The 13,342-nt window shown below is 71.0% G+C and carries 12 protein-coding genes and 1 pseudogene; 1 reads left to right on the forward strand and 12 read right to left on the reverse strand.

What is annotated here, in order from left to right:
• From E1285_RS47860 to sodX, 3 genes and pseudogenes are all read right to left on the reverse strand, one after another.
• Positions 1-389 (reverse strand): ATP-binding protein (locus tag E1285_RS47860; protein ID WP_243723314.1); only part of this gene is annotated, 389 nt, incomplete at its 3' end.
• Positions 390-615: 226 nt separating this feature from the next.
• A pseudogene (locus E1285_RS47865) lies at positions 616-1,044 on the reverse strand (ATP-binding cassette domain-containing protein); the annotation flags it as partial.
• A gap of 103 nt (positions 1,045-1,147) precedes the next feature.
• Positions 1,148-1,555 carry a nickel-type superoxide dismutase maturation protease gene (sodX, locus tag E1285_RS37315; protein WP_243723315.1) on the reverse strand — a complete coding sequence of 136 codons (408 nt, stop codon included), beginning with the start codon at positions 1,553-1,555 and terminating at the stop codon, positions 1,148-1,150.
• A gap of 186 nt (positions 1,556-1,741) precedes the next feature.
• Between sodX and sodN the strand changes: the two genes are divergently transcribed.
• The gene (gene sodN, locus E1285_RS37320; protein ID WP_243723316.1) at positions 1,742-2,146 is read left to right on the forward strand and encodes a superoxide dismutase, Ni; all 405 of its coding nucleotides are present in this window, start codon (positions 1,742-1,744) and stop codon (positions 2,144-2,146) included.
• A 73-nt stretch (positions 2,147-2,219) separates the two neighbouring features.
• Here sodN and E1285_RS37325 read toward each other — a convergent pair whose 3' ends face one another.
• From E1285_RS37325 to E1285_RS37365, 9 genes are all read right to left on the reverse strand, one after another.
• Positions 2,220-2,690, reverse strand: coding sequence for a GNAT family N-acetyltransferase (locus E1285_RS37325; protein WP_132159313.1), 471 nt, complete (start codon positions 2,688-2,690; stop codon positions 2,220-2,222).
• 9 nt (positions 2,691-2,699) lie between these two features.
• Positions 2,700-3,935 carry an enolase C-terminal domain-like protein gene (locus tag E1285_RS37330; protein WP_132159314.1) on the reverse strand — a complete coding sequence of 412 codons (1,236 nt, stop codon included), beginning with the start codon at positions 3,933-3,935 and terminating at the stop codon, positions 2,700-2,702.
• A gap of 32 nt (positions 3,936-3,967) precedes the next feature.
• Positions 3,968-7,039: a glycoside hydrolase family 38 C-terminal domain-containing protein gene (locus E1285_RS37335; RefSeq protein ID WP_132159315.1), complete on the reverse strand. Its 3,072-nt coding sequence runs from the start codon at positions 7,037-7,039 to the stop codon at positions 3,968-3,970.
• A gap of 30 nt (positions 7,040-7,069) precedes the next feature.
• Entirely contained in the window at positions 7,070-7,924 is an 855-nt protein-coding gene (locus E1285_RS37340) for a carbohydrate ABC transporter permease (protein ID WP_132159316.1), read from the reverse strand.
• Positions 7,921-8,826, reverse strand: a complete 906-nt coding sequence (locus E1285_RS37345; protein ID WP_132159317.1) for a sugar ABC transporter permease — start codon at positions 8,824-8,826, stop codon at positions 7,921-7,923. Before E1285_RS37345 ends, E1285_RS37340 begins: the two co-directional genes overlap by 4 nt.
• 24 nt (positions 8,827-8,850) lie before the next feature.
• A complete protein-coding gene (locus tag E1285_RS37350; RefSeq protein ID WP_243723317.1) occupies positions 8,851-10,122 on the reverse strand; it encodes an extracellular solute-binding protein in 1,272 nt (423 codons plus the stop codon).
• A gap of 126 nt (positions 10,123-10,248) precedes the next feature.
• Positions 10,249-10,950, reverse strand: a complete 702-nt coding sequence (locus E1285_RS37355) for an FCD domain-containing protein (RefSeq protein WP_132159318.1) — start codon at positions 10,948-10,950, stop codon at positions 10,249-10,251.
• 30 nt (positions 10,951-10,980) lie between these two features.
• Entirely contained in the window at positions 10,981-11,949 is a 969-nt protein-coding gene (locus E1285_RS37360) for an alpha/beta hydrolase (protein WP_132159319.1), read from the reverse strand.
• 128 nt (positions 11,950-12,077) lie between these two features.
• Positions 12,078-13,342: DUF5005 domain-containing protein (locus tag E1285_RS37365; protein ID WP_347814117.1), on the reverse strand; the 1,265-nt coding region annotated here is incomplete at its 5' end.

Here is a 13,342-nt window from a genome sequence, read left to right on the forward strand (position 1 = left end):
GGCCTGGGGGGGACGGGCCTGGTGGGGACGGGCACGGTCGCCCGCACGGACCAGCCGCGGCCGGGACTCGGCCCGGCACTCAGCGAGCCGCCGAGCGCCTCGACGCGTTCGCGCATGCCGATCAGACCGTACCCGCCGCGCTGAGGATGCCGGGCCAGGGCCGCCGGTCCGTCGTCGGCGACCTCGACGGTGACGCTCCCCGCGCCCTCCTCGACGGTGACCGCGACGGACCGGGCCTTGGGCGCGTGCCGCAGGACGTTCGTCAGCGCCTCTTGGGCGACGCGGTACACGGTGGTGGTCACCTCCGGCGGCCACCCGCCGTCCCTGTCCCCGTCCCCGTCCGGGATGCTCAGCCGTACCTCCGGACCCTGCCGCCGGAACCGCTCCACCAGTGCGCCGAGCCTGGACCCGCGAGTCGCACAGCACGACGAGGTAGTCGCAGACCTGCTCGATGTCGCCGAGCAGGTGCGACGACAGCACGGCGCCGGCACCGAGCTCCGCGACGAACTCCATCAGGTTCGCCAGGAATCCCCGGCGCGCCAGCGGGTCCAGCGCGGCGGCCGGCTCGTCGAAGATCAGCAGTTCGGGACGCTTGGCGGCGGCGACCGTCAGAGCCAGCTGCGCGCGCTGACCACCCGACAGCCGCCCCGCCTTCTGGGCGGGGTTCAGCCCGACCTGCGCGAGGCGGCGCTCGGCCATGCCCTGGTCCCAGGACGGGTTCAGGCGCTCACCCAGACGCAGATGGTCGGCCACGCTGAACGACGGATACAGCGGAGTGTTCTGCGCCACGAACCCGACCCTGGCCAGGTGTGCGGCGCTCGCAGCCGGCCGGGACCCGAGAACGCGCAGCGAGCCCGACGTCGGTTCCAGCAGCCCGCAGGCCAGATTCAGCAGCGTGGATTTGCCGGCCCCGTTCGGACCCACCAGCCCCACGACGCGGCCGCCGGGGACGCGCAGCTCGACTCCGCTCAGCGCCTCCCGGCGTCCGTACCTTTTCGTCAGTCCCTCGGCGTGCAGCACCGGGACCGGATCTTCATGTGACATGGCAGCAGCTTCGGCGACCGCACCGCACCGCCTCGGATCACCGGCCCAAAGTACGGTTCGCGGCAACGCCGGCCGTACTTTCGGCCGGTTCGGCGCCGTCCCCCTACCCGTTCCGGAGGTACGCCGGCGGGAGGGGCCAATAGCGGGTCAGCGCCCGTCCCACTACGAGGGTGTCGGGGACGGGGCCGAAGTCCCAGCTGTCCTGGCGGCCCGTGGCCCTCTGGTTGTCGCTCTCCAGCCACCACCCGTCCCCGGACCGGTGGTGGGCGCGCTTGACGATGAGGAGTTCCGGACGTTCCGGATGCCGGGCGACGACGACGTCCCCCGGCGCGGCACGGGCCCCGGTGCGCACGACCAGCCAGTCCCCCGGCCGCAGCTCCGGCAGCATCGAGTCGCCGCTGACCTCGACGGCCATCAGCCGCCGCCGCAGCACGGCCGCCGCGAGCAGCGCCGCCGCGCCGCCGAGCCCGCACAGCACGGGTGCCCGCAGCACGGGGCCGCGCATCCGCATGATCCTCCTCGTCCGCCCGCATAGTTCGCCGGGCGGCGGTCATGAACACTGCTGGAAGGGTTCCGGGCCGCGCCGCGGTCCGGGTCTTAGGCCGAAATACCGAGCGCCCTGGCCGGACGGGCCCAGGGCCACAAGGGTAATGTCGGTGACCTGAGCATGATCCGCAACGAGGGAAGGGATTCGCAGGTGTTTGTCAAGCTTCTGCGCCCGAAGACGACGGTCTCCGCGCACTGCGACCTGCCGTGTGGTGTCTACGACCCGGCGCAGGCCCGGATCGAGGCCGAGTCGGTCAAGGCGATCACCGAGAAGTACGCCGCCAACGAGGACCCCGAGTTCCGCGCCCGGGCGATCCTGATCAAGGAGCAGCGCTCGGAGCTGGTCAAGCACCACCTGTGGGTGCTGTGGACCGACTACTTCAAGCCCCCGCACTTCGAGAAGTACCCGCAGCTCCACCAGCTGTTCAACGAGGCCACCAAGCTCGCCGGCGGTGGCGGCGGCACCAAGGCCACCATGGACACCAAGGTCGCCGACGACCTGCTCGCGAAGATCAGCGAGATCGACAAGATCTTCTGGGAGACCAAGCAGGGCTGACCAGGCCGCATGCCGAGGCCCAGCCGGTCACCGGCTGGGCCTCGGTCATGTCATGTCCCGCGGGCGCTTCGCGTCAGGAGCGGGCGGCCTTGGCCAGGGTGTCGCCGGTGAGGCGGTAGACCGTCCACTCGTCCTGCGGGCGAGCGCCCAGGGCCTCGTAGAACTCGATGGCCGGCTGGTTCCAGTTGAGGACGGCCCACTCCACGCGGCCGTAGCCGCGGGCGTCGGCGATTCGGGCCAGTTCGGTGAGGAGGGCCTTGCCGTAGCCGTGGCCGCGGGTGTCCGGCTCGACGTACAGATCCTCCAGGTAGATGCCGTGCGTGCCGTTCCATGTGGAGAACGTCAGGAACCACAGCGCGAAACCGACGACGCGGCCCTCATGCTCGGCGACATGAGCGAAGACCTTGGGGTCGTCGCCGAACAGGTTCTGGCGTAGGTGCTCTTCGGTGGCCTTCACCTCGTGCAGGGCGCGCTCGTACTCGGCGAGTTCACGGATCAGGCGCAGGATGTCGGGAACGTCGTCCGGGGTCGCGAATCGGATCACCCGAGCAGGTTATTCGAGCGGCGCCAGCGGGACGGCCGGGTCGGCCCAGCGGTCGTTGGGGACGAGCGGGTACCAGCCGGGGCGGCCGGGGTCCCGGTCGTAGGGGTAGCCGCCGAGTTCCCTGTACAGCTCCGCGTACTCGGCGACCTTGTCGCGGTCCAGGCGGACACCCAGGCCGGGACCGGAGGGCACCGGCATCCGGCCGTCCGCGTACCGCATGGGGCCTCCCTCGATCACGTCGTCGCTGAGGTGGTGGTAGTGGGCGTCGGCGGCGTAGGTGAGGTTGGGCAGGACGGCGCCGAGGTGGAGCATGGTGGCGAGCTGGATGCCGAGTTCTCCGGAGGAGTGCACGGCGACGCCGATCTGGAACGTCTCGCACACGGCGGCGGCCTTCACGCACGGCCGGATGCCGCCCCAGAACGTGGTGTCGAGCAGGACGACGTCCGCGCCGCGGCGCAGGACGTTGGCGGCGAGCTGCTCGAAGTTGACGACGACGGTGTTGGTGGCGAGCGGGATGTTCACCCGTTCGCGGACGAGCCGCAGCCCCTCCAGGCCGAGGACGGGATCCTCCAGGTAGTCGTTGTCGAGGTCCTCGATCGCCTTCCCGAACCGCAAGCCCTCCTCCAGGCTCAGCACGGAGTTCGGGTCGTAGCGGAAGCGGTCGCCGGGGAAGGCGTCGGCGAGCGCCTTGTAGCACTCCAGCTCATGGCCCGGCGGGAACACGCCGCCCTTGAGCTTGTGGACACCGAACCCGTGCGCGTCCTTGAGGGCGCGGGCGTGCTCGACGAGCTGCTCGGGCGTGCGGACCTCCGTGGATCCGCCGGCGCCCGGGTAGCGGTAGAAGAGGTAGGACGCGAACGGGACGGAGTCGCGGAGGCGGCCGCCCAGCAGGTCGTGCACCGGGACGCCGAGGTACTGGCCGACGAGGTCCAGGCAGGCGAACTCGATCGCGGCGAGGATCTGCGTGCGGTTGTTGTAGAGGCTCGCCGTCGGGTTGGCGATCTTGAAGCGGAGCGCCTCCAGCTCGAACGGGTCGTGTCCCTCCAGATGCGGGACGAGGGCCTGGAAGGCGGCCTCGGCGCTCTGCCCGCCGCCGCCCATCTCGCCGAGCCCGACGAGGCCGTTGTCGGCCTCGACCTCCACGATCGTCCGTACGAAGCGGCCCCAGTGGGCGCCGTTGCTGTGCAGGAGCGGCGCCTCCAGCGGCACGGTGACCGTGGTCGCGCGGATACCTGTGATCTTCATCTGTCCCCGATCTGTGCTCAACGCCGTGCCGTTCAACGCAGGACGGTGACGGTCACGACGCCGCACGCGGGTAGCCGTACCGTCATCGTGCCGTCCCGGACGGGCAGCTCCGCCGGGTCGCGCTCCAGCCCGCCGCTCAGCAGGGCGCGGGTGACGCCGGGCATGTGCAGCCGGGTCTCCACCGTGCCGGCGGCGAGCGACTGGAGCCGGACGGCCAGCCCGTCGCCGTCCCGCGCCCGGCCCACCGACGTGACGAGGACGTCCGGGTCGTCCACGCGCAGGAACGTCCCGGACTCGGCCGGGGGCGCGGTTCCGGTGGCGAGGGTGGCGACGAGCGGGTCGGTGAGGCCGGCGGCCGTGCGGGCGCCGAGCCTGCGGCCGGACCCGGCGGCGCCGGACGCGAACGCGTACCTGAACGTGGTCTCACCTTGCTGCTGGGACGGGAAGTTGGTGTCCCAGATGTTGTTCAGGGCCCACGAGTAGACGGTGCCGTCCTCCTGGTCGAGGGTGGGCGGGAACGGCGCGTACGGCATGTGGATGGAGCCGAACTGGACGAGCGGCGCCTCCAGCGTCGCCCACGCGACGGTCATCTCGGGGTCCTCGAACGCGACCCAGTGCCGGATGGGGCGCATGTGCTCGGCCGACCCTGGGACGCTCGGGACGCCGGTGCCGCCGACGCCGCCGGTCAGTTCCCAGGCGTCGGGCGGCCCGTCCACGGCGAACGGGAACGCGAAGAACACCGCCTCCTTGGCCGCCGTGGGCTGCTTGCCGAGCTGGTAGCGGACGTCCACGCGCGGGACGCCGGCGTACAGGTCGATGGTGGTGCGCAACCAGTCGACGCCCTTGCCGTGCTGCTCGATGACGAGCCGTTCGCCGGCAGGGGTGCGTTCGGCCCTGGTGACGGTCGCGTGGGTGCCGACGGCCCGGTCCCCGAGCATGGTCTTGTCGTGGACGAGCATGTGCCCGGACATGTGGTTGAAGTGCGGCGCGGTCGCGTAGCGGTCGTAGACGTACTGCCCGAACCCCGCGACGGACGCGGTGTTGACCAGCTCGCGGCCGGCGGCCTTGTCGAACACCGAGCCGATGTGGCCTTCCTTGACGTCGTAGGCGACGCGGTAGAACTCGTTCTCGATCGTCCCGTCGAGGCCGAGGTCGGCCGGCTCCGGGGTGGTCGCGGCGGGTCTGACGTCGACGCGGACGTGGCCGTGGCCGGGGACGTCCGGCAGCACCGCCTCCAGGTGGCGGCCGATGGGGCGGGTGGGCCACTCGTCCGGGTCGACCTCCTCTTCACGGTGCGGGACGGGGTCGCCGGTGCGGGCGTCCACGAGCGTGATCGGGACGTCCGGGGCGACGACGTCGCGGGGCAGGAACGCGCGGGCCACGTCGGTGCGGGCGGCGGTGCCGGGGTTGACGACGAGGAACGAGGCGAGCGCGTCCGGCGCGGCCCCGAACGTCGCGCCGAGCCGCCCGGCGCCGGCCTGGAGGAGGTCGAGGGCGTCGTCGTGGGCCTGGTAGCCGACCTGCGACTTGCGGGTCCACTGCAGGCCGCCGGAGTCGCCGCCCTCTTCGGCGTCCTCCCACGGGTTGGCGGCGCCCCAGGTGTGCTCGTCGAACAGGGCGGCGCGGTCGTAGGCCTCGTCGATCTCGGCGGGGGCGCCCGTCCGGTCGCCGCTGCGGTCGTCGGCGAGGGCGTGCAGCGTCTCGGCGGAGCGCAGGATGTTCTGCGCGCGGCGGACGTGGCCGAGGGGGCGGGCGCCGGAGCCGAGGCCGTCGGCCCACCAGTCGGTCCAGTCGCCCTCGTGGGTCTGGAGCCGGTTGCCGTGGTGCTCCTCGACGTAGGCGAAGAAGTCGGCGTTGGCCGCCATCCGCAGCCGCGGGTACGCCCAGGTCTCGTTCCACCGGTGCGCGATGTCGGCGGGGACGATCGACGGGCCCGCGTTGTCGGCGTGCGCGCCCTGCACCCGCAGGTGGACGGCGTCCAGGAAGTCGGGGTCCTTGGCGGCGCCGACCTGGCCCGGGGCGGCGTACCAGCCGAACGTCCCGGGCCCGTACGGGTAGGGGCGGTCGGCGAGGGAGCCGAGGTAGCGGGGCAGGAGGTCCTCGGCGAGGTCGTAGCCGTCGACGAGCCCGACGGTGTTGCCCTCCATGTAGGCCATGCCGTGCGGGGTGTCGGTGAACCAGACGATCAGCTCGCCGCCGCCGGGCGACCGCCACCGGAACGGGCGGGCGAGCCGGTCGCCGCCCGTGATGTAGGGGACGGACCGTCCGGCCCAGTTGTGCGCGGCGGCCAGGTACCGGACTCCCGCCGCGTTCAGCGCGTCCACCGTCCCGGCGACCGCGCCCGGGATGTCGGTGTGCATGGCCGACCGGACCTCGATGCCGTACGTGCGCCGCAGGTGTTCGACGAAGCGGAGCTGCCGGTACAGCTCCTCGGTCGAGCACGCCTCGGTGTGCAGCTGCATCGGGAACGCGGTGATCTCGATGTCGCCCGCGCGGGCCCGGTCGACGAATTCGGCGACCTGGTCGTCGGGACGGCTGGACAGCCAGCGCAGCGCCGGCATCGACGACTCCACCGACCAGCGGAACCGCGCGTCGTCCGGGCGCCCGTCGGTCTCCCTGGCCAGCCGCAGGGCGGCGTCGAGGTAGTCGAGGTGGTGGCGGAGGACGGTGCCCTGCGTGTCGGTGTAGCCGATGTCGAGATGCGAGTGGTGGACGACGAAGACGTTCCACTTGCGCTGCGGGGTGATGTCGAGCGGGGCGGCGCCGACGAGACCGTCCGCGTCGCGCACCTCCAGGGTGACGCGGCGCGGGCCGTCCACCTCGGGGACGAGCAGCGTCACGGTCTGCTCCGCCCCGGTCGCGGAGGCCAGCTCGGCGTCCCCGTCCTTGAGGGCCACGTCCACGGGCCCGCCGCCGGACAGCGCCAGCCGGACGGCCTGCCGCAGCCCGCCGTCCGCGCCGCGCTTGAACAGCGGGAGCACGGAGGCGCGGACGGACAGCCCGCGCACCGCGAGGACCTCGGTGGAGGTGTCCTGGCGCAGCGCGTCGCGGATCCCGTCATAGTCCGGCGAACCGAGGCTCGCCTGAAGCAGCCGACTCGTCATCGTTATGCGTCATTCCTTCTCTGGGGAGCGTTAGAACTGGGCGAGGGTGAGGCCGCGCGTGAACAGCCGCTGCGTCGCGAGGAACAGCACGACGGTCGGCAGGGAGACGACCAGGCCGGCGGCCAGGGCGATCGGCACGGGCGTCCCGGCGTAGACGTCGGTGGTGAGCGCCGACAGCTCCGCCCACACCGGCCGGACGTTCTCCGACTGCGACAGCGTCAGGCCGAACAGCAGGTCGTTCCACACGAACGTGAACTCCAGGATGAAGACGGCGGCCAGCGCCGCCGACGACAGCGGCAGGTAGATCCGCCAGAAGATGCGGAACGTGGAGGCGCCGTCGAGCCGCGCCGCCTCGAAGATCGACACCGCGACGTTGCCGAAGAAGTTGCGCATGACCAGCGCGGCGAGCGGCACGTTGATCGCCGAGTAGATCAGGATCAGCCCGAGCCGGTCGTCGTAGAGCGCCACCTTGCTGTAGCCGACGAACAGCGGCACCAGCAGCATCTGGAACGGCACGACGGTCCCGGCGAAGATCACGATGAACCAGGTGAAGCCGTGCTTGAGCCGCAGCACCACGATCGCGTACCCGGCGAGCGCGCCCAGCAGGACCGCCACCGCCGGGGAGACGACGCTGTAGAGCAACGTGCTCAGCAGCGAGCTGCCGACCGCGGTCTGTTCCCACGCTTGCGCGATGTTGTCGAAAAGGCCGACCGACGACGGCGGCGACACCGCGTCGGACGGGTCGTAGTCGTCGGCGGGACGGACGGCGTTCGCCACGATCAGGTACGTGGGGAACAGCCACACCACGGCCAGGACGGCCAGCACGGCCCGGCGCAGCGCCGGGACCAGCGCGCCCGCGTTCCGGCCGCCGCTTCGCTGCGTCATGACACCTCCTCCTTGCCGATCTGGCGGCGCAGGTAGACGTACGAGGCCAGGCCCGTGATGGTGGTCAGAAGGATCGCGACGGCCGAGCCGTATCCGTACTCGTTGGCGACGAACACGTCGCGGTACATGGTCACGGCGAGCGTCTCGGACGAGCGTCCCGGCCCGCCCTGGGTCATCACCCAGATGATGTCGAAGTTCTTCAGGCCCGCCACGAGCGCGAGGCCGAGCACGACCGTCGTGATGGGCCGCATCAGCGGCCAGGTGACGTGCCGGAACAGCGACCATCCGGACGCGCCGTCGATGCGGGCCGCCTCGACGGGCCCCTTCGGGATCGACTGCAGGCCGACGACGAACAGCAGCATGTTGACGCCGAGCTGCTGCCACGTCCACACCACGATCATCGCGATGGTGTTGCGCGGGCCGTCCTGGAGGAAGGCGGTGTCGCCGCCGGGCATGCCGAGGGCCGTCAGGATCTGGTTCACCATCCCGTCCGGTTGGAGGATGAAGCCCCAGATCACGCCGAGGCCCGCGCCCGACATCGCGTACGGCAGCAGGAACGGCAGCCTGAACCAGCCGCCGCCCCTGACGTCGTAGGACAGTACGGCGACGAGGAGCCCGCCTCCGACCGGCAGCGCGACGGTCCCGACGACCCACAGCAGCGTGTTGCGGATGGAGGTGACGAGCGCGTCGTCCTCGAAGAGCCGCTTGTAGTTGTCCAGGCCGGTGAACTCCGGCGACGCGAGCCCGTCGTAGCTGGTGAAGCTCAGGTACGCCGTCCACAGGAACGGCAGGTAGAGCAGGACGGCGACGAACAGCACGGCCGGCGAGATGTAGAGGTGCCGGAACCGGCCGTGCAGCGCGAACCCCTTCCCGGGGCGGTCGCCGCGCTTGTGCGCGCTCATGAATGGACCAGTCTCATGAATGGATCAGCTTCCGCCTTCTTGCGACTTCCAGTAGTCCTCGTTCACCTTCTGGATGTTCTTGAGGACGTCCATGTAGGAGCCGGGCTCGTTGAGGAACTTGTCGAACCCGCTGAGCGCCTCGGTGAGGACGGGCGGGGGCGCGGCCTCGAAGTAGCGCAGGACGAGCCGGTTCTCCTTCGACGCGGCCTCCTTGGTGACCTTGTCCAGCTCGGGCTCGGCGACCTTCACCTTCGGGTTGCCGGACACGTCGCCGCGCGCGTTCGACCATTTCTCCTGCGCCTCGGCCGTGATCCACCACTTGAGGTACTTCTCGCTGGCCTCCGGGTCGGGGGCCTTGCGCAGCGAGCACAGCGGCCCGCTCTCGAAGATCAGCGAACGCTTGGGCAGCGACGCGTTCACGTTCGGGACGAAGAAGAACCCGTAGTCCTCGCCCAGCTTGAGGTTGCGCTGGGTCATGCTCGTGTTGAACCACGTCCCGTTCATGACCATGGCGGCCTTGCCCGACTTGAAGTGGTCGGCGGGGTCGGACTTGTCGCCCGGCTCGGTGAAGTAGCCGGCGTCGACCATCGACTTCCAGCGCTCCATCACCTTCACCACGCCGGGGTCGGTGTAGGACGCCTGGCCCTTCGACAGCCGGTCGTACAGGCCGGGGTCGGTGCCGGCGAGGAGCTGCTCGAACCAGGCGAAGGAGAACAGCGACGTCGGGGTGGTGTGGTGGAAGGGCACCTGGCCCTTCGACTTGAGCGTCTGCGCGAGCTTCTCCAGTTCCGCCCAGGTCTCGGGCGGCTTCAGGTCGTGCTCGGCGAAGAGCTTCTTGTTGTAGAACATGCCCCAGTAGGCGGTGTTCAGCGGGACGCAGTACTGCTTGCCGTCGACCGTGTAGTACGTCTTCAGGTCCTCGGTCAGGTCGCCGCTCTTGATGCCGTCCTGCCAGATCTTCGTCGTCTCCGCGACCTGGTTCTGCTCGACGATCTCATTCAGGCGCCCGCCGGTCGTCCAGGTGAACAGGTCCGGTTTGACGTTGGTGCGGAACGAGGACTTGATGAACGCCGTGTAGGTCGGCTCGTCGGTGTAGCCGACCGGCGTCATGTCGAGCCCGGTCTTCTGCTTGCCGAGGGCGGCCATCTGCTCGAAGTAGGGCTTCCAGGCGCCCTTGTCGTTGTAGAGCTTCAGCTCGGACTTGTCGCCGCCGCCGTCGCCTGATCCGCAGCCGGCGGCGAGCAGCAGCGCGCCCATGGTGAACGCGGTCACCCGCAGTCGCTTGGACGACAACATGGTGAGCCTCCTTCATCGGGTTGTCACCCGATCGGGGTGGTCGAAGGAATCCGGGATAGGGGTGTTGAGGGGAGGGTGAACGGACCGCGCGGCGCGTCCGCCGGGCGGCGAGGGGGTGCGGCGGGCTCAGCCGAGCCGCTGCTCGATCACGTGCTTGACGTCGGCGAGATGGGACCGCATGAGGTCCTCGGCCCGCCGTTCCTCGCCGGACTCGATGGCACCGAGGATCGCCCGGTGCTCCTCGTAGTCGCGGGTCCGGTCGTCGAAGATCCGCTGTATCTCGCGCTGTTCGGACGCGTGCACCTTCAGCAGCGAGTCGATGACCTCGCACAGGACGGAGTTGCCGGCGGCGCCGGCGGTGGCGCGGTGGAAGGCCATGTTGGCCTCGTGCAGCCGCGCCTCGGCCTCCTCCCCGGAGGTGAGGTTCTGGGCCGCTTCGTCCAGGACGGTGCGGAGCCGTTCGAGGTCGCCCGGCTCGGACCGGTGGGCCGCCTGCGCGGCCAGCGGCGGCTCGATGAGCAGCCGGGCGTCCAGGAGCTGGAGCAGCCTGCCGCGCTCCAGCGTGCCGACGTTGGGGTTCGCGATGACGACGCGTTCGAGGTCGGCGCCCACGTAGATGCCCGAGCCGTGCCGGAGCTGGATGGCCCCGGTCGCCTCCAGCCGGCGCAGCGCCTCCCGGAGCGTCGGCGTGGTCACCGCGAAACGCTCCGACAGCTCGCGCGCCGACGGCAGCCGGTCGCCGGCGCGCAGGCCGTCCGACCTGATCAGCTCCAGCATCCGCTCCGTGAGCGAATCCGACAGGCTCGGCCGGGCCACATCGTGTGACATCGCCACCTCGTTCCCAAGAAGTAAAGTCATCTAATCACTTAGCGACTGCACTGTCCACCTTCCAGGCGAGGCCCCCGGACAGGCCCCGAACAGGGCTCGCCGCAGGACCGCGCGCTGCTCTTCGAACGCAAGGCGTCCCAGCCGCGCGGTCATGACGCCGTCGAAACCGTGGCACGCGCCCGGCACATGGTGGACCTCCGTGGAGACCCCCGAGATGATCAGCCGGTGCGCGAAGGCGAGGTCCTCGTCCCGCAGCGGATCGAACTCGGCGACCAGTATGTAGGCGGGCGGAAGGCCGCTCAGGCCGGCGGCGCGGGCGGGTGCCGCGTACGCCGGGACATCGGCCCGCCCGCCCAGGTAGTGCCGCCACATGTGCTCGACGTCGGTGCGGTTGAACAGGGGCGGCTCGGTGAACGCCCGCATCGACGGGGTGTCCATGCGGTCGTCCAGGACGGGATAGAGCAGCATCTGGAACACCAGGGGCGGGCCGTGCTCGTCTCGCGCGCGCAGGGCCACGGCGGCGGCCAGGGCGCCGCCCGCGCTGCCGCCGCCGACCGCGACCCGCCGCGGATCGCCGCCGAACTCCCCCGCGTGCTCGTGCGCCCACACCGTCGCGGCGTAGCAGTCCTCGAACCCGGCGGGGAACCGGTGCTCGGGCGCGAGCCGGTAGCCGACGGACACGACCGCGATCCCGTCCGCGGCGAAGTCCAGGCAGCGGCCGTGCTCGTTCTCCGGCCCGCCGGTGACGAATCCCCCGCCGTGGAAGTACACGAGCACCGGCACCGCCTCGCCGGCACCGCGCGGCCGGTAGACCCGCACGGGGACGGGCGGCGCACCGGGCGGGCCCGGGATCGTCCGGTCCTCGACCTCGGCGGGCGCGGCGGGCCCCGGCACCTCCAGCGCGGCGACGAGGTCGCGCATCGCGGACCGGGCCTTGACCGGGTCCGCCAGGCCGACGTACGGCATGCCGTCGAGCGCGGCGGCCAGTTCCGCGTCCATGAGAGCTCCTTGTCCGGGAGGTGTCCAAAAGGTTCGGAGGAGGAACGCGCCCCCGGGCGAGAGATCACCCGGGGGCGCGTGGGAACGGGTACCGCCGTGGACGGAACGGCGATGCCCGCGGCTCTGGATCAGCCGGAGACCGGCAGGTTGATGTAACGGGCGCGGTAAATGGTCACGTCCTCGTAGTTGTCGACCTTCCCGTCGTCCTTGACGTCGTCCAGGCTGTTGACGTTGTAGGAGATCACCAGGTTGCCGCTGGACGACAGCGACGCGTGCTGGTGGGCGTTGTAGGTGTAGACCTCCGGGTTCTCGTACGAGCCCTGCGCGCCGGTCTCGGGCGTCGTGTAGACGGTCTGCTCACCGGTGAACGGCCCGGCCGCCGAGCAGGACATCAGGACGTCGATCTCGGCCCCGAAGGCGAGCTTGGTGTCCTGGTTGACCAGGAGGTAGTGCGAGCCGCGCCTGCTGACGCTGAACTCGTTGGACACGCCGCTCATCAGCCGCGCCGACGCCGTCTCCGTCGGCGACCAGCCGTCCGCCGTGCGGTACTCCCACGCGCCGCGCAGGTCGGTGCCGCGCACCCGCGCGATGTGCAGGTACTTGGTGTTCACCTCGGTGTCGGGGTCGGTGTAGTCCTCGGTGCCGTAGATGTAGGTGTGGCCGCCGTCCTTGAGCAGCGCCGAGCCCCACTGGACGCCGTCCTCTGAGGGCATCGCGACGACCTGCGCGGGCTTGGACAGGTCGTCCGGGGAGAAGCGCGCCAGGACGTTGTCCTTCCACTTCATGTCCCAGCCGGTGTCGTTGTGCGGGTCGGGGTCGTAGTACTCGCGGTAGAGCTGCTGGACCTCCGAGCCGGTCTGGGTCAGGTCGCCCGCCCAGTACCAGTGATTCGCCTGTGCGGGCGGCATGACCGCCTTCGGGGCGGCGGCCGTCCCGCCGTGGACGGTGGTGAGCCCGCCACCGGCCGACTGCACGACGAAGGAGCTGTTGATGAACGGGGTCGTCCCGCCGTCGTCGACGGTGGGCGAACGGGTGCCGTCCGTGTTGATCTTGCCGAGGAACGTGTCGGAGTAGGCGTAGACGAGCCGCCCGTCCGACAGCTTCAGCGAGTAGGTGGTGTCGGCGCCGGTCCAGTCGTCCAGCTTGGCGTTGCTGTTTCCGTAGGCGGTGAACTTGTCGTTCAGCGCGGTGTGCTGCGAGGCCGTGCCGAACGTCGGTGCCGGGCTGCCGGAGCAGGCGGGCCCCGCGGCGGCGCGCCGGTCGCCGGGCGCGTCGGCGGCCGCCGGGACGGCCGGAGCGGCCGCCATCCCGGTGCCGAGCACCAGGGCGGACGCGACCGCGGCGGCACGCGTCCGCCGGCGTCGCGGCCGAGCGGGAGATGGGGGACGGGAGG

It is taken from the genome of Actinomadura sp. 7K507, from assembly GCF_004348425.1.
Classification (GTDB): Bacteria; Actinomycetota; Actinomycetes; order Streptosporangiales; family Streptosporangiaceae; genus Spirillospora.

Bases quoted from the DNA above. Each gene is read 5' to 3' on its own strand.
- E1285_RS37345 (WP_132159317.1), bottom strand. From the start codon at position 8,826: ATGAGCGCGCACAAGCGCGGCGACCGCCCCGGGAAGGGGTTCGCGCTG.
- E1285_RS37340 (WP_132159316.1), bottom strand. From the start codon at position 7,924: ATGACGCAGCGAAGCGGCGGCCGGAACGCGGGCGCGCTGGTCCCGGCG.
- E1285_RS37360 (WP_132159319.1), bottom strand. From the start codon at position 11,949: ATGGACGCGGAACTGGCCGCCGCGCTCGACGGCATGCCGTACGTCGGC.
- E1285_RS37330 (WP_132159314.1), bottom strand. From the start codon at position 3,935: ATGAAGATCACAGGTATCCGCGCGACCACGGTCACCGTGCCGCTGGAG.
- sodX (WP_243723315.1), bottom strand. From the start codon at position 1,555: ATGCGGATGCGCGGCCCCGTGCTGCGGGCACCCGTGCTGTGCGGGCTC.
- E1285_RS37350 (WP_243723317.1), bottom strand. From the start codon at position 10,122: ATGTTGTCGTCCAAGCGACTGCGGGTGACCGCGTTCACCATGGGCGCG.
- E1285_RS37355 (WP_132159318.1), bottom strand. From the start codon at position 10,950: ATGTCACACGATGTGGCCCGGCCGAGCCTGTCGGATTCGCTCACGGAG.
- E1285_RS37335 (WP_132159315.1), bottom strand. From the start codon at position 7,039: ATGACGAGTCGGCTGCTTCAGGCGAGCCTCGGTTCGCCGGACTATGAC.